At 65.1% G+C, this 24009-nt stretch carries 24 protein-coding genes and 1 tRNA gene; 12 read left to right on the top strand and 13 right to left on the bottom strand.

What is annotated here, in order from left to right; genetic code table 11:
- Positions 1-13: 13 nt before the first annotated feature.
- Positions 14-289 (top strand): metal-sensitive transcriptional regulator, encoded by a 276-nt coding sequence (locus ABIA45_RS27870; protein WP_157287293.1) that lies wholly within the window; start codon positions 14-16, stop codon positions 287-289.
- 220 nt (positions 290-509) lie between these two features.
- On the opposite strand, the gene ABIA45_RS27865 is transcribed toward ABIA45_RS27870, so the two are convergent.
- Complete coding sequence (locus ABIA45_RS27865; protein WP_404544921.1) at positions 510-1475, bottom strand: YiiX/YebB-like N1pC/P60 family cysteine hydrolase; 966 nt, start codon at positions 1473-1475, stop codon at positions 510-512.
- Positions 1476-1667: 192 nt separating this feature from the next.
- On the opposite strand from ABIA45_RS27865, the gene ABIA45_RS27860 reads away from it, so the two are divergent.
- The gene (locus ABIA45_RS27860) at positions 1668-3056 is read left to right on the top strand and encodes a flavin monoamine oxidase family protein (RefSeq protein WP_404544919.1); all 1389 of its coding nucleotides are present in this window, start codon (positions 1668-1670) and stop codon (positions 3054-3056) included.
- 180 nt (positions 3057-3236) lie between these two features.
- On the opposite strand, the gene ABIA45_RS27855 is transcribed toward ABIA45_RS27860, so the two are convergent.
- From ABIA45_RS27855 to pheS, 3 genes are read right to left on the bottom strand one after another with little or no spacing between them, the layout of a single operon-like run.
- Entirely contained in the window at positions 3237-4007 is a 771-nt protein-coding gene (locus tag ABIA45_RS27855) for a sulfite exporter TauE/SafE family protein (protein ID WP_404544917.1), read from the bottom strand.
- Positions 4008-4062: 55 nt separating this feature from the next.
- Positions 4063-6471 carry a phenylalanine--tRNA ligase subunit beta gene (pheT, locus tag ABIA45_RS27850; RefSeq protein WP_404654481.1) on the bottom strand — a complete coding sequence of 803 codons (2409 nt, stop codon included), beginning with the start codon at positions 6469-6471 and terminating at the stop codon, positions 4063-4065.
- A complete protein-coding gene (gene pheS, locus ABIA45_RS27845; RefSeq protein ID WP_271543350.1) occupies positions 6468-7550 on the bottom strand; it encodes a phenylalanine--tRNA ligase subunit alpha in 1083 nt (360 codons plus the stop codon). Before pheS ends, pheT begins: the two co-directional genes overlap by 4 nt.
- A 152-nt stretch (positions 7551-7702) precedes the next feature.
- On the opposite strand from pheS, the gene ABIA45_RS27840 reads away from it, so the two are divergent.
- Positions 7703-8122: a hypothetical protein gene (locus ABIA45_RS27840; RefSeq protein WP_157287309.1), complete on the top strand. Its 420-nt coding sequence runs from the start codon at positions 7703-7705 to the stop codon at positions 8120-8122.
- Between the two features lie 8 nt (positions 8123-8130).
- Here ABIA45_RS27840 and rplT read toward each other — a convergent pair whose 3' ends face one another.
- The gene (rplT, locus tag ABIA45_RS27835) at positions 8131-8490 is read right to left on the bottom strand and encodes a 50S ribosomal protein L20 (protein ID WP_028179126.1); all 360 of its coding nucleotides are present in this window, start codon (positions 8488-8490) and stop codon (positions 8131-8133) included.
- 80 nt (positions 8491-8570) lie between these two features.
- Positions 8571-8771 carry a 50S ribosomal protein L35 gene (gene rpmI, locus ABIA45_RS27830; protein ID WP_008539890.1) on the bottom strand — a complete coding sequence of 67 codons (201 nt, stop codon included), beginning with the start codon at positions 8769-8771 and terminating at the stop codon, positions 8571-8573.
- A 275-nt stretch (positions 8772-9046) separates the two neighbouring features.
- Here rpmI and ABIA45_RS27825 point away from each other — a divergent pair, with 275 nt between their 5' ends.
- Complete coding sequence (locus tag ABIA45_RS27825) at positions 9047-9442, top strand: hypothetical protein (protein ID WP_036024380.1); 396 nt, start codon at positions 9047-9049, stop codon at positions 9440-9442.
- Between the two features lie 244 nt (positions 9443-9686).
- Here the strand turns inward: ABIA45_RS27825 and infC are convergent, their stop codons facing one another.
- The gene (gene infC / locus ABIA45_RS27820; protein WP_074447655.1) at positions 9687-10226 is read right to left on the bottom strand and encodes a translation initiation factor IF-3; all 540 of its coding nucleotides are present in this window, start codon (positions 10224-10226) and stop codon (positions 9687-9689) included.
- Positions 10227-10476: 250 nt separating this feature from the next.
- Here infC and ABIA45_RS27815 point away from each other — a divergent pair, with 250 nt between their 5' ends.
- Both ABIA45_RS27815 and ABIA45_RS27810 read left to right on the top strand, forming a co-directional pair.
- Entirely contained in the window at positions 10477-11265 is a 789-nt protein-coding gene (locus tag ABIA45_RS27815) for an alpha/beta hydrolase (protein ID WP_404654480.1), read from the top strand.
- Positions 11266-11295: 30 nt separating this feature from the next.
- On the top strand, positions 11296-11763 hold the full coding sequence (locus tag ABIA45_RS27810; protein ID WP_404654479.1) for a nuclear transport factor 2 family protein: 468 nt from the start codon (positions 11296-11298) through the stop codon (positions 11761-11763).
- Positions 11764-11885: 122 nt separating this feature from the next.
- Here the strand turns inward: ABIA45_RS27810 and ABIA45_RS27805 are convergent, their stop codons facing one another.
- The 3 genes from ABIA45_RS27805 to ABIA45_RS27795 all read right to left on the bottom strand — a co-directional run bounded on the left by ABIA45_RS27805 (position 11886) and on the right by ABIA45_RS27795 (position 14670).
- Complete coding sequence (locus tag ABIA45_RS27805) at positions 11886-12683, bottom strand: acyl-CoA thioesterase domain-containing protein (RefSeq protein WP_404654478.1); 798 nt, start codon at positions 12681-12683, stop codon at positions 11886-11888.
- Between the two features lie 37 nt (positions 12684-12720).
- Positions 12721-13857 (bottom strand): tRNA epoxyqueuosine(34) reductase QueG, encoded by a 1137-nt coding sequence (gene queG, locus ABIA45_RS27800; protein WP_404544902.1) that lies wholly within the window; start codon positions 13855-13857, stop codon positions 12721-12723.
- Positions 13858-13977: 120 nt separating this feature from the next.
- A complete protein-coding gene (locus ABIA45_RS27795) occupies positions 13978-14670 on the bottom strand; it encodes a glutathione S-transferase family protein (RefSeq protein ID WP_036024387.1) in 693 nt (230 codons plus the stop codon).
- Between the two features lie 169 nt (positions 14671-14839).
- On the opposite strand from ABIA45_RS27795, the gene ABIA45_RS27790 reads away from it, so the two are divergent.
- The 3 genes from ABIA45_RS27790 (at position 14840) to ABIA45_RS27780 (ending at position 17980) form a co-directional block, all read left to right on the top strand.
- Entirely contained in the window at positions 14840-15646 is an 807-nt protein-coding gene (locus ABIA45_RS27790; protein WP_271543361.1) for an undecaprenyl-diphosphate phosphatase, read from the top strand.
- A 264-nt stretch (positions 15647-15910) separates the two neighbouring features.
- Positions 15911-17236, top strand: coding sequence for an FAD-binding protein (locus ABIA45_RS27785; protein ID WP_404654477.1), 1326 nt, complete (start codon positions 15911-15913; stop codon positions 17234-17236).
- Between the two features lie 3 nt (positions 17237-17239).
- Positions 17240-17980, top strand: a complete 741-nt coding sequence (locus tag ABIA45_RS27780) for an SDR family oxidoreductase (protein WP_404654476.1) — start codon at positions 17240-17242, stop codon at positions 17978-17980.
- Between the two features lie 188 nt (positions 17981-18168).
- Here ABIA45_RS27780 and ABIA45_RS27775 read toward each other — a convergent pair whose 3' ends face one another.
- Positions 18169-19134, bottom strand: a complete 966-nt coding sequence (locus tag ABIA45_RS27775; protein WP_404544893.1) for a complex I NDUFA9 subunit family protein — start codon at positions 19132-19134, stop codon at positions 18169-18171.
- 151 nt (positions 19135-19285) lie between these two features.
- On the opposite strand from ABIA45_RS27775, the gene ABIA45_RS27770 reads away from it, so the two are divergent.
- A tRNA-Leu gene (locus tag ABIA45_RS27770) sits at positions 19286-19372 on the top strand.
- Positions 19373-19530: 158 nt separating this feature from the next.
- Here ABIA45_RS27770 and ABIA45_RS27765 read toward each other — a convergent pair.
- Both ABIA45_RS27765 and ABIA45_RS27760 read right to left on the bottom strand, forming a co-directional pair.
- The gene (locus ABIA45_RS27765; protein ID WP_404654475.1) at positions 19531-20121 is read right to left on the bottom strand and encodes a DUF1311 domain-containing protein; all 591 of its coding nucleotides are present in this window, start codon (positions 20119-20121) and stop codon (positions 19531-19533) included.
- A complete protein-coding gene (locus ABIA45_RS27760) occupies positions 20118-21383 on the bottom strand; it encodes an MFS transporter (protein WP_404654474.1) in 1266 nt (421 codons plus the stop codon). Before ABIA45_RS27760 ends, ABIA45_RS27765 begins: the two co-directional genes overlap by 4 nt.
- A 274-nt stretch (positions 21384-21657) precedes the next feature.
- Here ABIA45_RS27760 and ABIA45_RS27755 point away from each other — a divergent pair, with 274 nt between their 5' ends.
- Both ABIA45_RS27755 and ABIA45_RS27750 read left to right on the top strand, forming a co-directional pair.
- A complete protein-coding gene (locus tag ABIA45_RS27755) occupies positions 21658-22968 on the top strand; it encodes a UbiA family prenyltransferase (RefSeq protein ID WP_404654473.1) in 1311 nt (436 codons plus the stop codon).
- Between the two features lie 207 nt (positions 22969-23175).
- A complete protein-coding gene (locus tag ABIA45_RS27750; RefSeq protein WP_271543393.1) occupies positions 23176-23790 on the top strand; it encodes a ribonuclease D in 615 nt (204 codons plus the stop codon).
- Positions 23791-24009 lie beyond the last annotated feature (219 nt).

Here is a 24009-nt window from a genome sequence, read left to right as displayed (position 1 = left end):
GTATATAGAGCCCATGCGCAAGGACATCAAGGCATCCGTCGGAAAACGTCTCGGCCGGATCGAGGGCCAGGTTCGTGGTCTCTCGAAAATGGTAGAGGAAGACCGCTACTGCATCGACATCGTGACGCAAATCGCGGCGGTTCGCGCCGCGCTGCGCCGGGTCGAGGAAGAGGTTTTGAAGGATCACGTCGCCCATTGCGTCGAGCACGCCATCGCGAGCGGCGACAAGGCCGACCAGCGCGCCAAGATCGCGGAGCTGATGGCGGTGATCGGACGGGCGGATCGGTAGCGCGCGCTCTCTCTCCGTCGTCATTGCGAGCGCAGCGAAGCAATCCAGACTTTTACCGCGGAGGCAATCTGGATTGCTTCGTCGCAAGAGTTCCTCGCAATGACGGAGGAGACGCCTCGTAGGGTGGCAAAGCGGAGCGTGCCCACCATCCGTCAGTGATCGGGCCTGAACGTAGGCACGGCGCTTCGCGCCTTTGCCCACCCTACGAGACCGTGCGAACCTAAGCCGTCATCTCCCGCGCCCGCGCGCGATACACCGCGAGCTCGCTCAGCTGCACAAAATGCTCGGAGAAAGCCACGCTGGCTCGCGCATCCGGCGCGCTCACTTCTTGAGCCGGAATTTCACCCGATGTCGCTTCGTCAGCCGCTTCAGGAGCGAGCGGCGGCGCCACGAGCGCTTCTGGAAACACACTGAATGAGCCCGCCACCTCCTCGAGCGGCTTCTGCTTGTCGGCCCAGTGCAAGGCGGTGTAGTCGAACCCGTGCACGATGGTGGGTTTGACGACTTCGAAATAGGGCGAGATATCGAAGTCGCGGGGCATGTAGAGCGAGGAATCGCGGATGTGCAGGATCTCTCGCCGTGCGGCGCGGCTGCCGGCCTTGGTGATCTTCGGCAGGATCGGGTAGCGCACGGCGTCGAAGGCCTGCGCGATCAGGGCCGAGCAGATGATCTTGGTCGGGTCGCCCGAGCCGATCGCGATCATGCGTCGGCGCCAGCGCTGCGGTATCGGCAGCGGGAACAGATAGCGCATGAGGTCGACGATGTTCTTGGTGTCGTAGCCGAAGCCGATGCGGTTGATCGCATAGCGGCACACCGTGGTGCGATCCTCATAGGACAGCCCGACCGGACGGCAGACGCGGGTGTGATAGGGGAAATATTTCGACAGCGGCGCCGAGGTGACGCCTTCGCCGATATTGGCCTCGATCAGAACATGCGGCTCGCCGTTGGGCTCCTCTGCTCCCTCGACCGGACCGACATAGAGCGCGGCATGCGACCAGGTCGACTGCGTCAGGTATTTGATGATGCCGGAGATGCGGTTGTTGCCCTCGACCAGCAGCACGTCGCCGGGCTCGATGACGCCGCGCAGATGCTCGGGGTCGCTCGGCGTGAACGGCTCGTAGCCCGGCACCTCCTTCGAGAGGTACGCGGCAATCACCTTGCCGACAGAATCCAGGACCGTCCCCATGCCGAACTCCCCCCACGGCCTTTTCCGGCCGTCTTTTTCCCTTCTCTATCATGGTCGAAACGTGTTGCAATTCGGTTCATCACTCTGTGAGATCAAGCATGGTTGATTCACCATCCTGGTTGCTGCGCAACATCGGATACGGCAAGGTTCGCGGGCTGTTCACGTTCGCCGCAAGTCCCCGGAAACCATGACATGACAATCACGCGCCGCGGCTTTCTTTCGGCGTCGGCGGCCCTTGCGGCGATGCCGGTGCTGCGCGCATCGGCCGCGCCCCTGCCGCGCGAGGCTGACATCGTCGTGATCGGCGCGGGGGCGGCGGGAATTGCCGCGGCGCGGCGCATCATCGCGACGGGCCGCAAGGTCATCGTGGTGGAGGCGGCCGCGCAGGTCGGCGGCCGCTGCATCACCGACAGCACGACCTTCGACACGCCGTTCGACCGCGGCGCGCGCTGGTTGCACAATCCCGACACCAACCCGATGATCCGGCTGGCGCGCAGCGCCGGGCTGGACGTGCTGCCGGCGCCCTCGGGCCAGAAGGTGCGCATTGGCCGCCGCAATGCCCGCGCCGGCGAGACCGAGCAATTCCTGGCCGCCCTGGTGCGCGCCAACCGCGCCATCGACGAGGCCGGGCGGGGCAAGCTGGATACCTCCTGCGCATCGGTGCTGCCGAAGGATCTCGGCGACTGGGCCGGCGCGGCCGAGTTCATGCTGGGTGCGAGCTTTGCCGGCAAGGACCTGAAGGAGCTGTCTGCCATCGACAAGGGACGCGCGCAGGACCGCAACGCAGCGATCGCCTGCCGCCAGGGCCTGGGCACGCTGATCGCCAAGCTCGCCGAGCAGGCGCCGGTGGCGTTGTCGACGACGGCGAACCGCATCGCCTGGAGCAATCGCGACGTCAGCATCGAGACGCAAGCCGGCAAGATCGCGGCGCGCGCCGCCATCGTCACGGTCTCGACCAATGTGCTGACATCGGGCGCGATCAAGTTCGCACCCGACATTCCCAAGCGGACGCTGGATGCGGCATCGAAGCTCAGCCTCGGCAGCTACGATCGTATCGTGCTGCAGTTGCCCGGCAATCCGCTCGGCCTGTCGCGCGACGACATCCTCATCGAGCAGAGCAATTCGACCCGCACGGCGCTGATGTTCGCCAATATCGGCGGCTCCTCGCTGTGCTCGATCGATGTCGGCGGCTCCTTCGGCCGCGATCTCGCCGACCAGGGCGAGAAGGCGATGGCGGCCTTTGCCCGGGAGTGGATCACGAAGCTGTTCGGTAGCGAGGCCGCTGCCGTGGTGCAAAAGACCAGCGCCACGCGCTGGAACGCCTCGCCTTACGTCATGGGCGCGATGTCGGCCGCCTCGCCCGGCGGCCAGCTGTCGCGAAGAACCCTCGCCGAGCCGATCGGCAATGTGTTCCTCGCCGGCGAAGCCACGCACGAGACGCTCTGGGGCACCGTCGACGGCGCGTGGGAGAGCGGCGAACGTGCCGCGGACGCCGCCCTGCGCAAGATCGGCGCGCTGAAGGACGAGCCGGCGGATGTGCCGACGCAGTCGACCAAGAAGCGGCGCGTGCCGCGGCAGTAGCAATAAAGCGGCGACACATTCCGCCGTCGTCCCGGACAAGCGCGCCCCAAGGCGCGCGCCGATCCGGGACCCATAACCACAGGGCCTGGTTTGGCGAAGACTCGCGGTGACCAGCTTGCACCATAACTTCTTCCTGGGGTTATGGGTCCCCGCCTTCGCGGGGACGACCCGCGGAGAGAGCTATCGCAACACCCCATCCAGCACCGGCAATCCAAAGATCACCGCCATCGCAATAAGCGCATAGCAGATGCCGCGAAACACCTTCTCGCTGGCGCGGCCGAACAATGAGCTGCCGAACGCAACGCCAACCGCATAGACCGGGCCGACGATCAGCGACAGCACCAGCGATTCGCGGCTAATCAGGCCGGTCGTCGCATAGCTGACCATCGAGAAGAAATCCGAGGCGCCGAAGAACAGCACGATATTGGCGCGCGCGACCATCGGCGCGATCGGGCGGCCGAGCCAGTAGCCGACGATCGGCGGGCCGCCGGTCTGCGCGAGCCCGCTGCAGAAGCCGGAGAGGCTGCCGATGCCGACCGACAGCCAGGCGTGGTCCTTGCCGCGATAGCGCCAGCCCGACAGCAATAGCAGCAACAGCGCCGCGACGAAGCAGGAGATGATCCAGCGCGTGGTGACGGGTTCGAGCACGCTGAGGAAATAGGTGCCGATAGGGACGCCGATCAGCGCGCCCAGCACGATCACCGCGGTGGCCTTGCGATCGGCCTTCCGCCACGCATCCGGCAGCAGCGGCACGGCCGCGACGAAATCGATGACGAGCAGCAGGGCAGCAACGAGCCGCGGCGCCGCGATGCTGCTCGCCAGCGGCATGAAGATCAGCGCCGAACCGAAGCCGGAGAAACCGCGCGCTGTGCCCGAAACGAAAGCGACGGCGCAGAGCGCCGCCGCGATCGTGAGGCTGACGTCCTTCGGAAGGAAGTCCGCAGGACTCATGCTCTATGGCTCTCGAGCATGACGTTGTCCGAAAACCGCTTCGCACTTTTCGGCGTCATGCTCGCAACGTGCCGCCGGTCTTCTTGCTGACCTCGGCCACGATCTTGGCGCCGACGGCTTCGATCTCCTGATCGGTCAGGGTTTTCTCGCGCGGCTGCAGCGTGACCGCGATCGCGATCGACTTCTTGCCGTCATCGATGCCCTTGCCCTCGTAGACGTCGAAGACATTGACGCCGGTGATCAATTTCTTGTCGACGCTCTGAGCGGCGCGGACGATCTCGCCGGCCTTGACGGCGCGGTCGACAATGAAAGCGAAGTCGCGCGACACCGGCTGGAAGGCCGAGAGCTCGATCAAGGGCTTGGCGCGCGTCGGCTTCTTCTTCGCCTCGGGGATGCGGTCGAGGATCACCTCGAACACGACAAGCGGCCCGTCGGCGCCGAGCGCCTCGAGCGCTCTGGGGTGCACTTCGCCGAAATATCCGAGCACGTTCTGCGGCCCGATCTGGATCGTGCCGGAGCGGCCCGGATGCAGCCAGCCGGGACCGCCCGCCACGATCTGGAGCGCCTGCATCGGCGCGCCGGCGGCCGCTAGCACCGCCAGCGCATCGGCCTTGGCGTCGAACACATCGGCCTGCGCCGAGCCGGTCCAGTGCCGTCCGAGCCCTTCGGACGACGCAAGGCCACGGCGCACGCCGCTCGCCGCCATGAACTGGTCCTGCGGGCGATCGCCCTTGAACACCTGGCCGACCTCGAACAGCGCGACATCGCCGAATCCGCGATCGGCATTGGCCTGCGCCGCCGCGATCAGGCCGGCGAGCAGGGTCGGGCGCATGTCGGAGAGATCGGAGGCGATCGGGTTCGCCACTTCGAGCTCGCGCTGTCCGCCACCGAACAATTCGGCCGCAGATTTTGCGATGAACGACCAGGTCACGGCTTCGACCATGCCGCGGGTTGCGAGCGCGCGCCGCGCGCGGCGGGTGCGCAGCTGCAGCGGCGTCAGCACCGGCTTGCGCGGCTCGTCGCCGCGCTCGAACGGCGTCATCGGCACCTTGTCGACGCCGAAGATGCGGACGATCTCCTCGACGATGTCGGCCTTGCCGTGCACGTCGGAGCGCCACGAGGGCACTGCGACCTTCACCACCGGGCCGGGACCCGCCATCATGAAGCCGAGATGGGTCAGAATGCGCTTCATCTCGACCTGCGGCACCTCGATGCCCGAAAGGCGCTTGACCTCGGTGATCGGGAATTCGATCAGGCGATCGTCGCCAAAGGTCTTGCCGACCACGAATGTTTCAGACGGCGTGCCGCCGCAAAGCTCCATCACCAGCTTGGTCGCGAGCTCGATTCCGGGCACCATGAAGGCCGGATCGACGCCGCGCTCGAAGCGGTAGCGCGCGTCCGAATTGATGCCGAGCTTGCGGCCGGTCTGGGCGATGTTGATCTCGTTCCACAGCGCCGACTCGATCAGCACGTCTGTGGTGTTCTCGTCGCAGCCCGATGCTTCGCCGCCCATGATGCCGGCGAGCGATTCGACGCCGTGCTCGTCCGCGATCACGCAAATGGCGGGATCGAGATTGTAGGTGCGGCCGTCGAGCGCCAGCAGGCTCTCGCCCTCGCGCGCGCGCCGCACGACGAGATTGCCCCTCACCTTCTTGGCGTCGAACACGTGCAGCGGGCGTGCGCGGTCGTAGGTGATGAAGTTGGTGATGTCGACCAGCGCGTTGATCGGACGTAGCCCGATCGCGGTCAGCCGCTTCTGCAGCCATTCCGGCGACGGCCCGTTCTTGACGCCGCGCACGAGGCGGAGCGCGAAGCCCGGACACAGCGTGGCGTCTTCAACCGTCACCTTCACCGGACAGGGGAATTCGCCCTTGACCGGCTTGATCGTTGGATTCTTGAACTTGCCCATGTCGGCGGCGGCGAGATCGCGCGCGATGCCGTGCACGCCGGTGCAGTCCTGCCGGTTCGGCGTCAGATTGATCTCGATCACGGGATCTCCGAGGCCGGCCCATTCGGCATAGGCAGCACCGATCGGCGCGTCCTCAGGCAATTCCATGATGCCGTCATGATCGTTGGAGATCTGCAGCTCGGCCGCCGAGCACAGCATGCCGCGGCTCTCGACGCCGCGGATGGTGCCGACACCGAGCGTGATATCCTTGCCGGGAATGTAGGTGCCGGGCGGCGAGAACACGCTGACGAGCCCGGCGCGCGCATTCGGCGCGCCGCACACCACCTGCACCGGCGTACCGCCGTCGCCGGTGTCGACCATGCAGACGCGCAGGCGATCCGCATTCGGATGCTGCTCGGCCGAGATCACCTTTGCGATGGTGAAAGGCTTCAGCGCCTTCGCCTTGTCCTCGATGTTCTCGACCTCGAGCCCGATCATGGTGAGCTTCTCGGCGAGCTTTTCCAGCGGCTCGTCAGTGTCGAGATGATCCTTCAGCCAGGAGAGGGTGAATTTCACGTGCTCAGCCCTCCGGCAAGCGTTGGCACTTCGAGCGGCTTGAAGCCGTAGTGGGACAGCCAGCGGACGTCGCTGTCGAACAGCTGGCGCAAATCGGCGATGCCGTATTTCAGCATGGCGATGCGGTCGATGCCCATGCCCCAGGCAAAGCCCTGGTACTCGTCGGGATCGATGCCGCAGGCGCGCAGCACGTTCGGATGCACCATGCCGCAGCCGAGAATCTCGAGCCAATCCTCGCCCTCGCCGAAGCGGATCTCGCCCTTGTCGCGGCGGCACTGGATGTCGACTTCGAGCGACGGCTCGGTGAACGGGAAGAACGAGGGCCGGAAGCGCATGTTGATGTGGTCGACCTCGAAGAACGCCTTGCAGAACTCGTGCAGGATCCATTTGAGGTGGCCGAGATGCGAGCTCTTGTCGATGACGAGGCCCTCGACCTGGTGGAATTGCGGCGTGTGGGTCGCGTCCGAATCGATGCGGTAGGTGCGGCCCGGGCAGATCACGCGGATCGGCGGCTTCTGGCTCAGCATGGTGCGCACCTGCACCGGCGAGGTGTGGGTCCGCAGCAGCATGCGCGAGCCGTCCTGCTTCGGATGGAAGAAGAACGTGTCGTGCATCTCGCGCGCCGGATGGCCTTCCGGGAAATTCAGCTTGGTGAAGTTGTAGTCGTCGGTCTCGATGTCGGGGCCTTCGGCCACCGAGAAGCCCATGTCGGCGAAGATGGTGGTCAGTTCGTCCCAGACCTGGCTGAGCGGATGGATGCGGCCGGCTTCCGCCGCCGCATCGCGCAGCGGCAAGGTGACGTCGACGGTCTCGGCGGCGAGCCGCGCATCGAGCGCGGCCGATTTCAGAACGTCGCGCCTTGCCGCGAGCGCCTCGGTGACCTTGTCCTTGGCCTGGTTGATGGCCGCACCTTGGGTCTTGCGCTCGTCGGGTGACATCTTGCCGAGCGTGGCGAGCAGCGCGGAGATCGAGCCCTTCTTGCCGAGGGCTGCGACGCGCACGGCTTCGAGCGCGGCTTCATCGCCGGCGGTAGCGATCTGGTCGAGGATGGATGTTTCGAGCGTTGCGAGGTCGGACACAGTCAAATCCTTGGCTCTAAATTCGGCTGGGTTGTCGCCGCCCGAAGGCCGTAACGTCAAGCGAAAAGCCGGTCATTTCGGGCACATGGCCGGCTGGGTTGAACCCTGCGCGGGGACCCGGCACCAACGGGGGGTACGAGGAGAGTTTTGCGATGCTTTCGAGATCCTGCCTGGTCGGCCTGGTCCTGCTTCTTTTGCAAGGTGTTTTGGGTGGCGCGGCCTACGCCGAGGAGTGCCCGGCCAAATCGACGTCGATGGACGACGTCATCGCAGTCCTCAATGCGGCGCCTGGCTGCAGCCGTGCCATGAAGCTGTTCGAGGCCTGCGCATATGGCGCCAGCGGCGACGTGCAGTTCGGCGAAGTTGTCGAGAAGAAATGCGAAGCTGATTTCGGCGGCCAACTGAAGCTGCCGCAGAAGCTCGGCTATCAGCGCGAGTTGCAGGCGTGCGATCGCAAGTACCGGAACAAGTCCGGCACCATGTATCTCTCGTTCACAGCCTTTTGCCGGGCGCAGGTCGCCCAGCGTTACTCGCAGCGCGCGTTGAAGGCTACGGGCCAAAAGGCCCGCTAGCGCTGGTCTCAGGCAGCCAGCGCGGCCTTGGCCTTCTCGGCGATCGCCTGGAACGCGGCGGGCTCGCTGATCGCGAGATCCGACAGCACCTTGCGGTCCACGGTGATCCCGGACTTGGCCATGCCGTCGATAAATCGGCTGTAGGTCAGGCCGAACGGACGGACGGCTGCGTTGATGCGCTGGATCCAGAGCGCGCGGAACGTCCGCTTCTTGCGCTTGCGGTCGCGGAAGGCGTATTGCATCGCCTTCTCGACCGCCGGCTTGGCGGCACGGATAGTGTTCTTGCGGCGGCCGTAGAAGCCCTTGGCGGCCTTGTAGACTTTCTTGTGCTTGGCGTGGGCGGTCACACCGCGTTTGACGCGAGACATGACGAAATCCTTCAGAGATGACTTTGGTTATCGGATCGCCGCGGGATGCGCGGCACGGATGGCAATGATCGTGGACGCGATCAGGCGTTCGGCAAGAAGTACTTCTTGACGTTGTCGCCGTCGGTCTTGAACAGCACGCGGGTGCCGCGGAGCTGACGGATCTGCTTCTTCGTCCGCTTGATCATGCCGTGACGCTTGCCGCGCTGGGCGTGCATCACTTTGCCGGTGGCAGTCACCTTGAAGCGCTTTTTAGCGCCCGATTTGGTCTTCAGCTTGGGCATTTGGCTCTCCTAATGGCCACAGAGATCCGCCCGCGAAGGCGGCTGGACCGTCAAAAATGCTCGTTAGAGCGTTGATTGTGCTCAAGTTTTGCGAACAGGCGCAAAACCCGCACGAGACACCGCCACGGCAGCCCGTAAATCAGCCGGGCGGTGAAGGCTGGGCTTATGACAGAGGAGAGGCCAGTTGGCAACGATGAACCGCCGCAACCCGGCCGCCGACTATTGAACGCTGCCACCCCTCATGTCCAAGCCTTCTCGCCTGAAGCAGGTCCAAAATGGCTCATTTCCCGCAACTTCTGATTTCATTCGCCCGCCCGCGCCCTCTGGCGCTGTTCGCCGTGCTCGCCGCGGCTGCGCTGCCACAGGCGGCTGACGCCCGCGCCGGCGGCTATGACGGCATCTGGAACGTCACCTTCGCCACCACCCGCGGCAATTGCAGCTCGGGCTACAGCGTTCCCTTCACCGTGACCGGCACCCGCGTCTCCTCCGCCGGCGGCGGCCGGGTCTCGGGCCGGGTCAACCGTTCCGGCGCTGTCGCCGTGCAGGTCTCGGTCGGCGCCTCTCACGCCAGTGGCGGCGGCCGGCTCGCCGGCGTGAACGGCGCCGGGTCGTGGAAGGGCATCATTTCCGGCGACCAGTGCAGCGGCACCTGGCAGGCCACCAGGACCTGACAGCCAAGCAGTTAGTGCGCTCCCTCCCCCGCGTGCGGGGGAGGGTTGGGGAGAGGGTGTCTCCGCAATGGGACAGTCCCCTAGAGGCGAGAACCCTCACCTGCGCCTTCGGCGCGACCTCTCCCGCAAGCAAGCGGGAGAGGTGCAGCGGCGCCCGCGGCTGCACCTCGACCAAAAAAACAAAACGGCCCGCCGGCGATCCGGACGGGCCGTTGAATTTCTCGAGGTCCTAAAGCGTTGCGCGTCAGCGCGGCGCCAGCACCATTACGACCTGGCGACCTTCGAACCGCGCGTCCTGCTCGACCTTGGCGAGCTCGGCGACATCGGTCTTGATCTTGTCGAGCAGCTTGGTGCCGATCTCCTGGTGCGCCATTTCGCGGCCGCGATAGCGCAGCGTGATCTTGACCTTGTCGCCCTCTTCGAAGAAGCGCTGCATCGCGCGCATTTTCACGTCGTAATCGTGGTCGTCGATCATCGGGCGGAGCTTGATCTCCTTGATCTCGACGGTCTTCTGCCGCTTGCGGGCTTCCGCGGCTTTCTTCTGAGCGGAATACTTGTACTTCCCGTAGTCCATGATCTTGCAGACGGGAGGGCTGGTATTCGGTGAAATCTCGACCAGATCCATCCCGACTTCCTGCGCCATGCGGATGGCGACGACGGTCTCGACCGTACCTTTGTTGTCACCGGTCTGGTCAATCAGCTGGATCTGCGCATTGCGGATATCATCATTGATGCGCGGCCCGTCTTTGCTGGCAGCGGGCGGAGCTTTATTAGGACGGCGAATGGGTGGTTCTCCAAAGTTGTGAAAGAAGCGGCTATCTTGAAGGAAGATGCGTTTGCCGGCAAGCAAGTCGCTGGTGCGAGGCGCGAAAAACCCTCAAATGCGAGGCATTTTGGTCACGGCCCTCGGCACGCTGACCGACATAGACACCTTGCCTCTGTTCCGCAAGCGTCCCAAAGACCAATACCGATGCCGGTCGCGCTTTCGGAACAGGTCCCGACAGCTCAAACCGCACAGCCAGAGTAAACGTTCCATGACCGACGCAATTCCCGATGCCGTTCTTGAGTTCATCGATGTGGGCGAGGGGCCGTCCGCACGCAGGATCGCGGTGCGCCGCCGCCCCGGAAAGGGCCCCGGCCTGGTCTGGCTGGGCGGATTCAAGTCGGACATGCAGGGCGGCAAGGCCGTGGCGTTGGATGGCTGGGCCTATGAGCGCGGCCGCGCAATCGTCCGGTTCGACTATTCCGGCCACGGCGAATCCGGCGGCGATTTTGCCAATGGGACCATCGGCAGCTGGCTCGAGGACAGTGTTGCGGTGTTCGAGCGCTTTTGCGACGGCCCGCAAATCCTGATCGGCTCCTCGATGGGCGGCTGGATGGCGCTGCTGCTCGCGCGCGAGATCAAGAAGCGTGCCGGCAAAGCGTCGATTGCGGGCTTGGTGCTGATCGCGCCGGCGCCCGATTTCACCGAAGAGCTGATGTGGAAGAATTTTTCGCCCGCGGTGAAGAAGGAGATCGAGACCAAGGGCTTCTGGCTGCGCCCGTCGGAATATGGCGACGGCTCGCCCTATCCGATCACGCGGAACCTGATCGAGGAGGGACGCAATCACCTCGTGCTCGGCAGCGCCATCGATCTCGGCTGCCCCGTCCGCATCCTGCAAGGCGCGAAAGATCCTGATGTGCCCTGGCAGCACGCGTTCAAGCTGACCCATCGGCTGCCGGCCGACGACGTCGTGCTGACCATGATCCAGGACGGCGATCACCGCCTGTCACGGCCGCAGGACATCGCGCGCATTCTTGCGGCGGTGGCTGAGATCGGGTGAAGTGCCTTCTTCCTTCAGGAGATAACGCCAATGACCACCACCGCCATGCTGCGCGCCTTCTGCGACGCGGTCGAGCAGCGCAACGGCAAAGCCTTCGCAGAGCTATTCACCGAAGACGGCGTCTATCACGACGTCTTCTACGGCGCCTTCGCCGGCCGCGCGAAGATCGCCGCGATGATCGACGACTGGTTCTACCGCACGGCGACCGATTTCCGCTGGGACATGCACGACCCCGTCACCGACGGCACCACGCTCTATGCGCGCTACACGTTCAGCTACAAATCGACATTGCCGGAAGCGAACGGCGCGCGGGCGATGTTCGAGGGCGTTGCGATCATGACGCTGAAGGGCGGAAAGATCGCGAGCTATCACGAGGTCGCCAACACCGCGCCGGCGTTCGTGGATTTGAACTTCGTACCGGAGCGGATCGCGAAGATCGTCGCCAAGCAGGGCGCCGAACTGAAGGCGCGGCCGGAGATGCAGCGGCATTTGGGGTAGCTGCATCCTCCTCGTCATTCCGGGGCGTGCGAAGCACGAGCCCGGAATCCATAACCACCATCGGGAGTATGGATTCCGGGCTCACGCTTCGCGTGCCCCGGAATGACAGGTGGAAAAAGTCCCTACCGCTTCGACGGATTCACCATCGGCTTGCGCTGCGCCAGCGCGGCCACGGTCGCGGTGCCGATCGGGCCCTGTTCGTCATGGAGCCAGCATTCGCCGATCGCGACGCCGTCGGTGGCGTGGTGGTTCACCACCTCGAAGCCGATCCACTCCGTCACCGGCAGGCGGTGCAGATAGATCGTGACGTCGCTGTTGATGTAGCCGAGCCCCTGGTCGCCGGCGTTGGCAAACGGGCTGGCGAAATCGGCGCCGGTGGCGACGCGGACGAACGGCGTCATCGGAACGCCCGCGACGAGCTCGCGCACCTCGCTCATCCACAATCTGCGCGGGCCGAGCGAACCCATATGACCGACGATGGGGCGCGTCGCCCATTTGCCGTTCATGCCGAGCCGGGGATCGGTCGGCTTGGGGATCTCGGCCGGCTTCGGCGCGTCCCAGTTCGGCGGCGACCAGACATTGCGATCGGGATTTTGCGTTTTGCGCAGCAGCTGGCACGAAGCCCGCGCCATGCTGACCCCGCCGGAAAAGAACTCCGCTTCCACTACGCGGATGCGCATGCCGTCGCGCACCAGCCGCGTCGTCACCTCGATCGGCCTGTCGATGGTTGGCAATCGGAACATGTCGACCGTGAGCCGCGCCGGCACGAATTCCGGCCCGGAATGGCGCTCCTCGACGACGAAGCCGAGCAGGCCGACGACGACGCGCCCGTGCAGCGATTTCGGATCCCATGGACCATTGGCGACTTCCGTCGGATGGAATGTATCACCGTCGCGATTGAAGAAAGGCATGTTTGTCATGACGCGCGAGATTGCGGGAATGGGCGGGGAAATCAAGTCAGGAGGCGGCCCGCCACTCCTCGCGCACGCTATTGTCCTGCTCGTTGCTCTCAGCGGCAGATCTCATCGCCTCAAACTCTTCGCGCGCCAGCAACTGCCCCAGCGCCCACACCGCCGCCCCGCGCACCAGTGGGCTTGCATCAACTAGCAATCGCCGCGCCTCGTCCGCCAGCGTCACCTCGCCCGAATTGCCGATCGCAATCAGCACATTCCGCACGAACCGGTCGCGCCCGATGCGCTTCACCGGCGACTTCGTGAACAGCGCACGGAATGCCGCGTCGTCCAGCCGTGCCAGCTCAGCGAGCGAAGGCGCGCGCAACTCGTCGCGCGCGGCGAGTTTTGCCTCACGTCCCTCTTGCGCAAACTTGTTCCAGGGGCAGGCGGCAAGGCAATCATCGCAGCCGTAGATGCGGTTGCCGATGCTCTTGCGAAACTCGTGCGGGATCGGGCCCTTGTTCTCGATGGTCAGATACGAGATGCAGCGCCGCGCATCCAGCTTGTAGGGCGCGGGGAACGCCGCGGTCGGGCAGATGTCGAGACAGGCCCGGCATGAGCCGCAATGATCGATCTCGGGTTCGTCGCGCGGCAGCTCCAGCGTGGTGTAGATCGCCCCGAGAAACAGCCACGAGCCGAACTCGCGCGAGACGAGGTTGGTGTGCTTGCCCTGCCAGCCCAGATGCGCGGCCTGCGCCAAGGGCTTCTCCATCACCGCCGCTGTGTCAACGAACACCTTCACCTCGCTCGGCGCGGTCGCGACCAGCCAGCGCGCCAGCGCCTTCAGCCGCTTCTTGATCAGGTCATGATAGTCGTCGCCTTGCGCATAGACCGAGATCGCCGCGCGCGTGCGCTGCTTCAGGACGGCAAGCGGATCGGAATCGGGACCGTAATTGACGCCGAGCATGATCACGCTGCGCACATCGGCCCACAGCCCGCGCGGGTCGACGCGGCGCTCCGGCTGGTTCGCGAGCCAATCCATGTCGCCATGGCCGCCCGAGGCGATGAATTCGAGGAAGTGTTGTCCGGCCGCATCGATCGAGCCCGGCGCGGTGACGCCGATGCAGTCGAAGCCGAGTGCGTGCGCTTGCTCTTCGAGCGCGCTGCGCAACCGATCCGTGTCTGTGTCGATGTTGTTCATGCATCCACACTCGACGTCGTCATGGCCGGGCTCGTCCCGGCCATCCACGTTCTTGTGTAATCCTCACCGAGACAGGAAGCACGTGGATGCCCGGGACAAGCCCGGGCATGACGGCCCTCATCAGAAATCCAGGTCCACGTAGGTCCGCGAGGCCGGCACGCCGGCCAGCCATTCGCTGAGGAGCGGACGGAACGACGGGCGGGATTTCACCCGCGCGTACCACGCCTTTGCTGCGTCGTCCTCGCTCCATGGCACGTCGCCCAGATAGTCGATCGCCGAAAGATGCGCCGCGGCGGCGAGATCCGCGTAGGTGAGCCGGTCGCCGGCGAGGAAGTTGCGGGTCTGCGCCAGCCAGCCGATATAGGCCAGATGATAGCGCACATTGGCCTTCGCTGCGCGCATCACGTCGGCCGAAGGCGGCCCGCCGCCGTTCTCCTCGCTCATGAAGCGCTTGTAGATGCGCTCGGTGACGAGTGGATGCGAGACCTCCTCGAAGAATTTTTCGTTGAACCAGGCCATCAGCCGGCGCACCTCGACACGCTCGGCAAGCGTCTCCGGCATCAGGCGCTTGGGGCCCATCCCGGCGCCATAGGCCTCATCGACATATTCGGCGATGATCGCCGCGCCCGGAATCGGCGGCTGCTCGTCGTCCACCAGCACGGGCGTGGTGCCCGCTGCATTGAGCAGCAGAAACGCCTCGCGCCGCTCCCAGCTGCGCTCCTCGATCAGCTTCAGGTCGAGCCCGTATTCACCCGCGATCAGGCGAATGAAGCGCGAATGCGGACAGAACGGATGATGAAACAGCGTAAACATGAAGCCTTTGACTATGTGATGGTGCTTAAGAATCCATCAATGTTTGTGCGGCGCCACACTAGTCCTTCAAAACCTCGAAGCAAGGGCGTGATTTGGCATTTTGCGATTGCGGCATGGGGTCGAATAGGCGAGAAGAGCCCCGCTTTTCCAGCCGAAATGGACCGTAAATATGTCAGACGCAGTACGGGCAGTGATCCTCGGCATCATCGAGGGCGTGACCGAGTTCCTTCCCGTATCCTCGACCGGCCACCTCCTGATCGCCGAGCGCTTCTTTCATCTCGGCGAAGGCGCGTTCTGGGATTCGTTTACGGTTCTGATCCAGCTGGGCGCGATTCTCGCGATCGTGGGGCTGTACTTTCGCAAGCTGTGGGACGTCGTGATCGGCCTGTTCACGGGCGATGCCTATGCTCGCCGCTTCGTGATCGGCGTGCTGGTGGCATTCCTGCCCGCCGTCATCGTCGGCCTCGTCGCCGGTAAGTACATCAAGCTCCTGCTGTTCAATCCGTGGGTCATCTGCTTCACACTGATCGTCGGCGGCGCCATCCTGCTCTGGGTCGACAAGCTCGAGCTCAAGCCGCGCGAGCATGATGCCACCAGATTTCCGCTCTTGATGTATCTCTATATCGGCATCGCGCAGTGCGTGGCCATGATCCCGGGCGTGTCGCGCTCCGGCGCCAGCATCGTCGCCGCGATGTTGCTCGGAGCCGACAAGCGCGCGGCGGCGGAATTCTCGTTCTTTCTGGCGATCCCCACCATGATCGGCGCGTTCGCCTACGACTTCTACAAGAGCCGCGCCGAGATGACGATGGACCACATCAACATCGTCGCGATCGGCTTCGTGGTGTCCTTTATCACCGCGATCATCGTGGTGAAGACGTTTTTGACCTATGTCACCCGGCACGGTTTCCTGCTGTTCGCCTGGTGGCGCGTCATCGTCGGCACCCTCGGCCTGATCGCGCTGGCGCTGGGACGGTAGGCATCTCTGATCGAGCAATGTTTGGGCGACACTCTCGGTCCACCTCTCCCGAAGGGAGAGGTCGGATCGCATCGAAGATGCGATCCGGGTGAGGGGTTAGAGTCTCACTGAGGGCCGCGGCCCCTCACCCGGATTGCTGCGCAATCCGACCTCTCCCCGTCGGGGAGAGGTGGGCGGACAGCCCTGCCCTCAACGCAATATAAGCTTTTGATCGGTACTCAGTTTCGCAATGCCGGGCGGCGCGCCCGGCCCAGGAGCTGAGCCATGACCCTCGTCAGCGGCTGGGGGCGCTTCCCGGTCGTCGATACCGAGATGCTGCGTCCGCGCGCGTTCGCGGCGGTTGCGGACGCCGTCGTGTCCGGCACCGTGGCGCGCGGCAATGGCCGTGCCTATGGCGATGCCGCGATCGGGGCCGTCAGGACCGTCGCGATGACGGGCTTCGACCGCATCAGGTGGTTCGATCCGGCGACCGGCCACATCCGCCTCGAGGCCGGCGTGCTGCTTTCGGACCTGATCGAGACCTTCGGCCCGCGCGGCTTCCTGCCCTTCGTGCTGCCCGGCACGCGTTTCGTGTCGATCGGCGGCGCCATCGCCGCCGACGTGCACGGCAAGAACCACCATTGCGAAGGCGGCTTCGGCCGCTATGTCGACAGCATCCTGCTGCGCACGGGCGAGGGCGAATTGATCGAAGCCTCGCGCGAGCAGAACTCCGACGCATTCTTTGCGACAATCGGCGGCATGGGCCTGACCGGGGTCATCCTCGAAGCGACCTTGCGGCTGCGCAAGGTCGAAACGGGATGGATCCGCGAGCGCGTGATCTCGGCATCCGATCTCGATGCCGCGATGCGCGCGCTCGATGCAGGCGATGCCGCAACCTATTCGGTGGCGTGGATCGATTGTGCTGCGCGCGGCAAGAATCTCGGCCGCTCGCTGATCTATCTCGGCGAGCACGCCGGCAAGGACGAGCTTCCTGCCGGCGCCTCGACGTTTCCCGCCGGCAAGCATCCCGGTCTTGGCGTGCCCATCGATTTGCCCTCGATGACGCTGAACCGCTTTGGCATCCGCGCTTTCAACGAGCTGTATTATCGCATGGGCGCGCGCCGCGCCGGCGGCAGCCCTGTGGTCTCGCTCTATCCCTATTTCTTTCCGCTCGACAGCATTGCCAACTGGAATCGCATCTACGGCAAGCGCGGCTTCCTGCAGCATCAATGCGTGATCCCGGAGAACGGCGCGCGCGACGTGCTCGGCGAGATTCTGGGTCGCGTCGCGCGGCGCGGCGATGCCTCCTTCCTCGCGGTGCTGAAGAAGCTCGGCCAGGGCGAGGGCATCCTGTCGTTTCCGCTGCCCGGCTACACGCTGGCGCTGGATTTCCCCGTGCGCGGCGACATCCTGAATTTTCTCGACGAGATCGACCGTCTCGTTGTCGCGGCCGGTGGCCGGCTCTATCTCGCCAAGGATGCGCGCCAGTCGCGCGAGACGCTCGAAGCCGGCTATCCCGCCCTGCCGCGCTTCAACGCGATCCGCAAAGCGCTCGACCCTGCCGGCAACATCCGCTCCAAGCTTTCACAACGTCTGTTCGATGAGGTCTAGGCCGTGACGTCGCGCAAGTCTGTACTGGTGCTGGGCGGCTCATCCGACATGGGCCGCGCCACGGCGCGCGCTTTTGCCAAAGCGGGATACGATGTGGCACTCGCCGGCCGCGACGTCGCCGCGCTGGAGCCTGACGCCGCCGATCTTCGCGCGCGCTACAATGTCGAGGTCGGTGTTCACACATTCGACGTGCTCGACACCGCCTCGTTCGAGGGCTTCGTCGCCGGCCTGCCCGCGCTGCCCCATGTCGTCATCTCCATCGTCGGCCTGCTTGGTGTGCAAGAGAGCGCGCAGAGCGATCTCGCCCACGCCACCGCGATCATGCGCTCCAACTACGAAGGTCCGGCGCTGATCCTCGGCCTGTTCGCGGAGAAGTTCTTGGGCCGCGGCAGCGGCACGCTGGTCGGCGTGTCCTCGGTCGCCGGCGATCGCGGCCGCGCCTCCAACTATGTCTATGGCTCGGCCAAGGCCGGCTTCTCCGCCTTCCTGTCCGGCCTGCGCGCCCGCGCCAGCCGTGGCGGCGTCCACGTCGTCACGGTCAAGCCCGGCTTCGTCCGCACCAGGATGACCGAAGGCATGAAGCTGATCGGCCCGCTCACCGTCGAAGCCCCCGTCGTCGGCGCTGAGATCCTTCGCGCCGTCGAGAGCAAGACCGACATCATCTATGTCAGCGGCAAATGGCGCCTCGTGATGCTGATCATCAAGACGCTGCCGGAAGCGGTGTTCAAGAAGCTGAGGTTTTGAAAGTCGTGACGGGCGGATCCTCGCCCCAGCGGCGGTGCGCCCCCTCGCCCCGTTCTTACGGGGAGAGGATTGGGGTGAGGGCCCTCTCTCCGCACGAGCGGTCTTCGAGAGGCCTGTACCCCCTCACCCGGATCGCAAGAGCGATCCGACCTCTGCCCGCAAGCGGGGAGAGGTTAAAAAAGAAACCCTCACACACTCATCCGCTGGAACTGGCCCTGCGGGCGGAAGCGCCAGAGATATTGCGGGGCGATCGCCTCCAGCGAATCGGGCGTAATGCCGAGACCTTCCAGCGTCAGCCCGGCCGCCTTCGCCGCATCCGACACGATATTGTCGCGCTCGAGCAGCGTGACCTGGTCCGGCGTCAGCTTGAACGCGCCCGGCGCGAACTGCAGGAAGTTGGCCTGGAAGCGGGCGAGGCCGAACGTCAGCGGCACCAGCATGCGCTTGCGGTCGGTGATTTCGAGGATCGCCTCGATGATCTCGCGCATGGTCAGCACTTCCGGCCCGCCGAGCTCGTAAGTGGCGCCCGCCTTGGCCTTGCCGTCGGCCGCATCCGCGATCGCACTGGCGACGTCGCCGACATAGACCGGCTGCATCTTCGTCTCGCCACCGATCAGTGGCAGCACCGGCGACATCCGGGCCAGCGCGGCAAAGCGGTTGGTGAACTGGTCCTCGGGGCCGAACATCACGGAGGGGCGGAAGATCGTGGCGGAGGGAACCGCGGCCAGGACCGCGGCTTCGCCGGCCGCCTTGGCCCTGGCATAGCGTGAGGGCGACTGCGCATCGGCCCCGATCGCCGAGACATGCACCAGCGCGCCACCTGCTGCGGCCGCCGCCTTGGCGACGGTCTCGGCGCCCCTGGCCTGGACGGCGTCAAAAGTCTGCTTGCCGCTCTCGGTGAGCACGCCGACCAGATTGATCACGACATGCGAATCACGCAGCGCCGCCTCGACCGAGGCCGGATAGCGCAGATTCGCCTGCACGGTGTGGATCTGCCCGACCCGGCCGAGCGGCTGGAGGTATCCGGCGAGTTCCGGCCGCCGCACCGCGACCCGGACCCGGTAATCCCGCTTGCACAGGGCCCGGACGACGCTGCGGCCCAAGAACCCCGATCCGCCGAAAACCGTGACCAGCGTGTCCAGATTCGATGCCATGGGAGCCGTTCCTGCGGAAAAGAGTGCGTCTTGTCAGGCTTGTATCGGGCCGGTTTGCGATGCGCAATCGGCATCCCGACCCCGGCCTCACGCATGAATTGACAACGGCGTCACCGAACCGTAGTAACCGCCTCCGTGCCCCAAACGGCATGCCCAGGTGGTGGAATTGGTAGACGCGCTGGCTTCAGGTGCCAGTGGCTTAACGGCCGTGAAGGTTCGAGTCCTTTCCTGGGCACCATCCCCTGCTCAAGCGATTGAAATCGCTCATCCGCAGGACATCGAGCTGCTGACCGGTCCACGACACCGAAGCACAGCGCTCATGGCGCGCCGAATAGCCGTCGTCGCCACGTCGGAAGATGCCGGCAAGGCTGGTGACCCGAGCCCCGCTAGGAGGCCTCAGTGCTCGTTGACCGCAGCGCCGAGCTTGATCAGGCTCAGCGAGCGGTTCGCGGTCTCGCGCAGGCGGCAGTAGCTCGCGCCGCCCCGGTACATGCCGGGGTCGACGTTGTCGAAGACCGCGCAGAGGCGATCACGCGACGCGGCGAAAACTTTCTGCGAGTCATTGACCGCCTTGATGGCGTCGGCGAACCCGCCGGCCTGAACCTTCTTCAGCGCCTCACTGGTTTTCTGCGTCCAGACGGCGAGTTCGCGCGCCGCGCAGGCCTTCCATCTGGCGACATCGTCGTTCGCGCCCTCTGCCGCCTTGATGCAGGGGTCGGCGACGAGCCCGACGCAGGCGCCGCCGAAACCGCCGGTTTTCTCCACCTTCTTCAGGCAGGCATCGATCACGGCAAGGTCGGCTGGCGCGGTGCTTTGGATGGTGTCTTGGGCGAAAGCCATCGATGCCAGCGGGAGGCCTGCGGCGAGGATCGCGGCGGCAAGTTTGACTTTCACTGGAGATCTCCGTTCGGCGCATCGATGCAAACCTTGGTCACCGAAGATCCGGCGTGGGTTCACCCGAATGTGGAGCAGGAGCCGCTCCCTCACACCACCTGCTTCCCCGTCCGCTCCGCCACCGCCCTCTGCACGAAATACATCATCACCAGCGTGACGATCGTCGTGGTCACGACGACGTAGCCGATCCGGTCGAAATGGAGCAGCGCGCCGTCCGCGCCTTGCGCGATGATCGCGCTGGCGAGCACCGAGCCGAGGCCGCCGGAGAGCTGCTGCAGCGAGGCGCTCACCGCGCTGAACGAGCCGCGCTGGCTCGCATCGGGAATCGCCGACATCAGCGCCTGCGACGGGATCATGCGCGAGAAGATGCCGACGAACATCAGCACGTTGACCAGAATCGCGGTCGCGAGCGAGACGTGGCCGAGATGGGTGTAGATCAGCACCATGAGGACGGTCATGGCGCAGCCGAACACGAAGGTCGGATACTTGCCGAACGCGTCGCTGGCGCGGCCGACCAGCGGTCCCGTGACGATGCTGAACAGGCCGGAAACGAGATAGATCGTCGGCAGATGCGTGATGTCGATGCCGAGATTGTGCACGGTGTAGGCGCTGGAGAACGGCATGAGCATGTAGCCGCCGGTCGCCAGCAGCGTCGTGACGGCGAAGGCGAGGGTGTAGCGCGGCTCACTGACCGTCGCGACCAGATGGTGGAACGGGTTTCTGTCCTGCTTCAGCTTCAGATGCGCGTCGACCGGCTCCATCGCGAAGGCGATGATGGCGATCGTCACGATCGACAGCACGACGATGGCGACGAAGCAGACATGCCAGCTCCAGTGATTGGCGAGAAACAGGCCGGCGGGAATGCCGAGCACCTGGCTGGCGGCGAACGCCGTCTGGATGATTCCCATCACGCGGCCGCGCATCTGCAACGAGAACAAGTCGGTGATGATGGCGAGCACGACCGCGCCGATCACGCCGCCGAACAATCCGGTCACGATCCGGCCGATCAGCAGCACATGGTAGTTCGGCGCCACCGCGCACAGCAGCGTGCCCAGCGTGAAGCCGACATAGAAGAACAGCAGGAGGCGCTTGCGATCGAAACGATCGGCAAAGCCGGCGGCGAGGATGCCCGATAATCCTGCACTGAACGCGTAGGCCGATACGGCAACGCCGAACTGCCCCGCCGTGATGCCGAGCGCGGGCATCAGGATGGCGCCGAGCGGCGACATGATGATGAAATCGAGGATGATCGTGAACTGCGTCAGCGCCAGCAGCGCGATGAGGAGCGCCTGGTAGCGCGAAAATCCGCGCGGACGCTGGTCGTCGATCGGCGCAGCGAGCGTTGGTTCGGTCATGGCACCTGATTCAGGGTGGGCCCCCGGCGGGGAACCTCGCAGATAGGGTGGGTCGGGACGATGTCCACGGCACGCAAAGCAAAAGTTCTGCTGGGACAGGAAGCTCGCGCCGGATTGTGGGATCCGGGCAACAGCGCCTGGAGCGGAAGCCGTCCCCACCTCTCCAGGCGAATTAATCCGCCTTTAGTGAATGTTCCCATAGGGTTGGCCGTCCAATTTCCTGCTCCCCCCGGCCGAATGCCGGTCATGTCGCGGCAAGTCAGAGCGTTTTCGGATGGAGCAGCGTGCCTCCCAGTATGATCCTGGCCTGTCCGAGCCGTCGGCGGCCCGCACCCTCGTCATCGACCTCGAAGGCGCGCTGCTGCGTTCCGAACTGCTGATGGAGGCGCTGTTCTCCAGCCCCGGCCGCATGCTGGCGCGCTTCGGCGCGGGCGGACGGGCGGGCATGGCGGCGCTCACGGCGATCCTGGCGCGAGCCGAGATCGACCACGCCCATCTGCCCTATGATTCCGATGTGATGAACCGCGCGCTGGCGGCACGGGCGTGCGGCGAGAAGATCTATCTCGTCGCGGATCGGCTCGCCGCTCATGCCGCGGCGATGTCAGCGCATCTCGGCTTCGATGGCGTCGTTACGACGGCCGATCTTGCGGCGGGCAGCGTCCCGTTCGATCGTGCCTCCATCGCGCGCATCGAAAATCGCGAGGTCCGCAGAGCCGGCCTCGCCACCTGGGTGAAGGCGCTGCGCGTTCATCAATACGCCAAGAACACGCTGGTGTTCGTGCCCGCGCTCACGGCGCATCACCTGAACCTTTCGACGCTCGGCTACGCGCTGCTCGCATTCCTGGCGTTCTCGGCCTGCGCCTCGGGCGCCTATCTGATGAACGATCTGCTCGATCTCGCCGCCGACCGGCAGCATCCGACCAAGCGCCACCGCGCGCTCGCGGCCGGCGACTTGCCGATCTCGTCAGCGCTGTCGGCGATCCCTGCGTTGTGGTCGTTCGCGCTTGCCGCCAGCCTCTGCATCTCGCCGCTGTTTCTCGGCGTGCTCGGCCTCTATCTCGTCACCACGATCGCCTATTCGCTCGCGCTCAAGCGCAAGATGCTGGTCGACATCGTCACGCTCGCCGGCCTCTACACGCTTCGCATCGTCGCCGGCGCTGTCGGCGTCGGCGTGGTGCTGTCGGAATGGCTGTTGATCTTCTCGCTGTTCGTGTTCACCTCGCTCGCCCTGATCAAGCGCTTCAGCGAGCTCAGCATGCGCGAGAGCGTGGGCCTCGCCGATCCCTCGAACCGCGACTATCGCGTCACCGACCTTAACGTCATCGCCGCGATGGCGGCGGCAAGCGCCATGAACGCGGTGACCGTGTTCTCGCTCTACGTCTCGTCCTCGGCGGTGACGCCGCTCTACAGCCGCCCCTGGATGCTGTGGCTGCTCACGCCGCTGCTGCTGTACTGGTTCGGCCGTGCGCTGATGATGGCGCATCGCCGCGAGATGCCGGACGATCCGATCCTGTACGCGTTCCGGGACGGCCCCAGCCGCACCGCAGTCGCGGCGATGATCTGCATCATGCTCGCTGCGATCTGACCGGCCGTAAGGTCACGGCCGCTTGCGTGACCTGTTGCGACTGGCTACATCGCGATCCATTCGACTAAAGCGCGATGCGATTAAGATGAATCGTCATCGCGCTTTAGGTTATTGATTGAGCATGATCTTTTCGGAAAACCGCTGCACACTTTTCCGGATCATGCTCTAGCCTATGATATCGACGCACCGATTCGACCCGAGGGTTTCATGACCGTACGCCTGCACCGCGGCGACCTGCCCGACCTGTCCCGCTACACCGGAGCGGTGGCGATCGACACCGAGACCATGGGGCTGAACCCGCACCGCGACCGTCTCTGTGTGGTGCAGCTCTCGCCCGGCGACGGCAGCGCCGACGTGGTGCAGATCCCCAAGGGCCACACCGACGCGCCGAACCTGAAGGCGCTGCTCGCCAATCCGGCGGTCACGAAGATCTTCCACTTCGCGCGGTTCGATATCGCGGTGCTGTACCAGACCTTCGGCGTCATGACCGGGCCGATTTATTGCACCAAGATTGCGTCCCGCCTGACCCGCACCTACACCGACCGCCACGGCCTCAAGGACCTCGTCCGCGAGGTGCTCAACATCGACCTCTCCAAGCAGCAGCAGTCCAGCGACTGGGGTTCCGACAGCCTGAGCGAGCCGCAGCTCGCCTACGCCGCCTCCGACGTGCTGCATCTGCATGCCTTGCGCGAGCGGCTGGACGCCATGCTGGTGCGGGAAGGCCGCAGCCAGCTGGCGCAGGCCTGTTTCGACTTCCTGCCGACCCGCGCCCTGCTGGACCTCCAGGGCTGGGCGGAGGAGGACATTTTCGCGCACTCCTGAGGTGCTTTAACCTCTCCCGCCTGCGGGAGAGGTCGCGCCGAAGGCGCGGGTGAGGGTTCTCTCCTCCAGGAGACTGTCCCATTGCGGTGACACCCTCTCCCCGGCCCTCTCCCGCAAGCGGGAGAGGGAGAGACGACCGCCCCGTTTCGGACACTTTCGTAACGGCCTGTCGCCGGCTGCATATTTCGGCGGCGCCGGATAGAATGGGGTGCGCCCCCT

The organism is Bradyrhizobium sp. USDA 336, assembly GCF_044908355.1.
GTDB classification, from domain to species: Bacteria; Pseudomonadota; Alphaproteobacteria; order Rhizobiales; family Xanthobacteraceae; genus Bradyrhizobium; species Bradyrhizobium yuanmingense.
Note: the sequence above shows the minus strand (reverse complement) of the source record. Positions and strands in the feature narration are given on the sequence as shown.

Excerpts from the sequence above, each read along its gene's own strand:
- ABIA45_RS27860 (WP_404544919.1), top strand. The coding sequence starts at position 1,668 with ATGACAATCACGCGCCGCGGCTTTCTTTCGGCGTCGGCGGCCCTTGCG.
- ABIA45_RS27865 (WP_404544921.1), bottom strand. The coding sequence starts at position 1,475 with ATGGGGACGGTCCTGGATTCTGTCGGCAAGGTGATTGCCGCGTACCTC.
- ABIA45_RS27775 (WP_404544893.1), bottom strand. The coding sequence starts at position 19,134 with ATGGCATCGAATCTGGACACGCTGGTCACGGTTTTCGGCGGATCGGGG.
- ABIA45_RS27805 (WP_404654478.1), bottom strand. The coding sequence starts at position 12,683 with ATGACAAACATGCCTTTCTTCAATCGCGACGGTGATACATTCCATCCG.
- rplT (WP_028179126.1), bottom strand. The coding sequence starts at position 8,490 with ATGTCTCGCGTCAAACGCGGTGTGACCGCCCACGCCAAGCACAAGAAA.
- ABIA45_RS27795 (WP_036024387.1), bottom strand. The coding sequence starts at position 14,670 with ATGTTTACGCTGTTTCATCATCCGTTCTGTCCGCATTCGCGCTTCATT.
- ABIA45_RS27810 (WP_404654479.1), top strand. The coding sequence starts at position 11,296 with ATGACCACCACCGCCATGCTGCGCGCCTTCTGCGACGCGGTCGAGCAG.
- ABIA45_RS27840 (WP_157287309.1), top strand. The coding sequence starts at position 7,703 with ATGCTTTCGAGATCCTGCCTGGTCGGCCTGGTCCTGCTTCTTTTGCAA.
- ABIA45_RS27815 (WP_404654480.1), top strand. The coding sequence starts at position 10,477 with ATGACCGACGCAATTCCCGATGCCGTTCTTGAGTTCATCGATGTGGGC.
- queG (WP_404544902.1), bottom strand. The coding sequence starts at position 13,857 with ATGAACAACATCGACACAGACACGGATCGGTTGCGCAGCGCGCTCGAA.
- ABIA45_RS27790 (WP_271543361.1), top strand. The coding sequence starts at position 14,840 with ATGTCAGACGCAGTACGGGCAGTGATCCTCGGCATCATCGAGGGCGTG.
- ABIA45_RS27855 (WP_404544917.1), bottom strand. The coding sequence starts at position 4,007 with ATGAGTCCTGCGGACTTCCTTCCGAAGGACGTCAGCCTCACGATCGCG.
- ABIA45_RS27750 (WP_271543393.1), top strand. The coding sequence starts at position 23,176 with ATGACCGTACGCCTGCACCGCGGCGACCTGCCCGACCTGTCCCGCTAC.
- ABIA45_RS27785 (WP_404654477.1), top strand. The coding sequence starts at position 15,911 with ATGACCCTCGTCAGCGGCTGGGGGCGCTTCCCGGTCGTCGATACCGAG.
- ABIA45_RS27870 (WP_157287293.1), top strand. The coding sequence starts at position 14 with ATGCGCAAGGACATCAAGGCATCCGTCGGAAAACGTCTCGGCCGGATC.
- ABIA45_RS27825 (WP_036024380.1), top strand. The coding sequence starts at position 9,047 with ATGGCTCATTTCCCGCAACTTCTGATTTCATTCGCCCGCCCGCGCCCT.
- rpmI (WP_008539890.1), bottom strand. The coding sequence starts at position 8,771 with ATGCCCAAGCTGAAGACCAAATCGGGCGCTAAAAAGCGCTTCAAGGTG.
- ABIA45_RS27760 (WP_404654474.1), bottom strand. The coding sequence starts at position 21,383 with ATGACCGAACCAACGCTCGCTGCGCCGATCGACGACCAGCGTCCGCGC.
- ABIA45_RS27755 (WP_404654473.1), top strand. The coding sequence starts at position 21,658 with ATGGAGCAGCGTGCCTCCCAGTATGATCCTGGCCTGTCCGAGCCGTCG.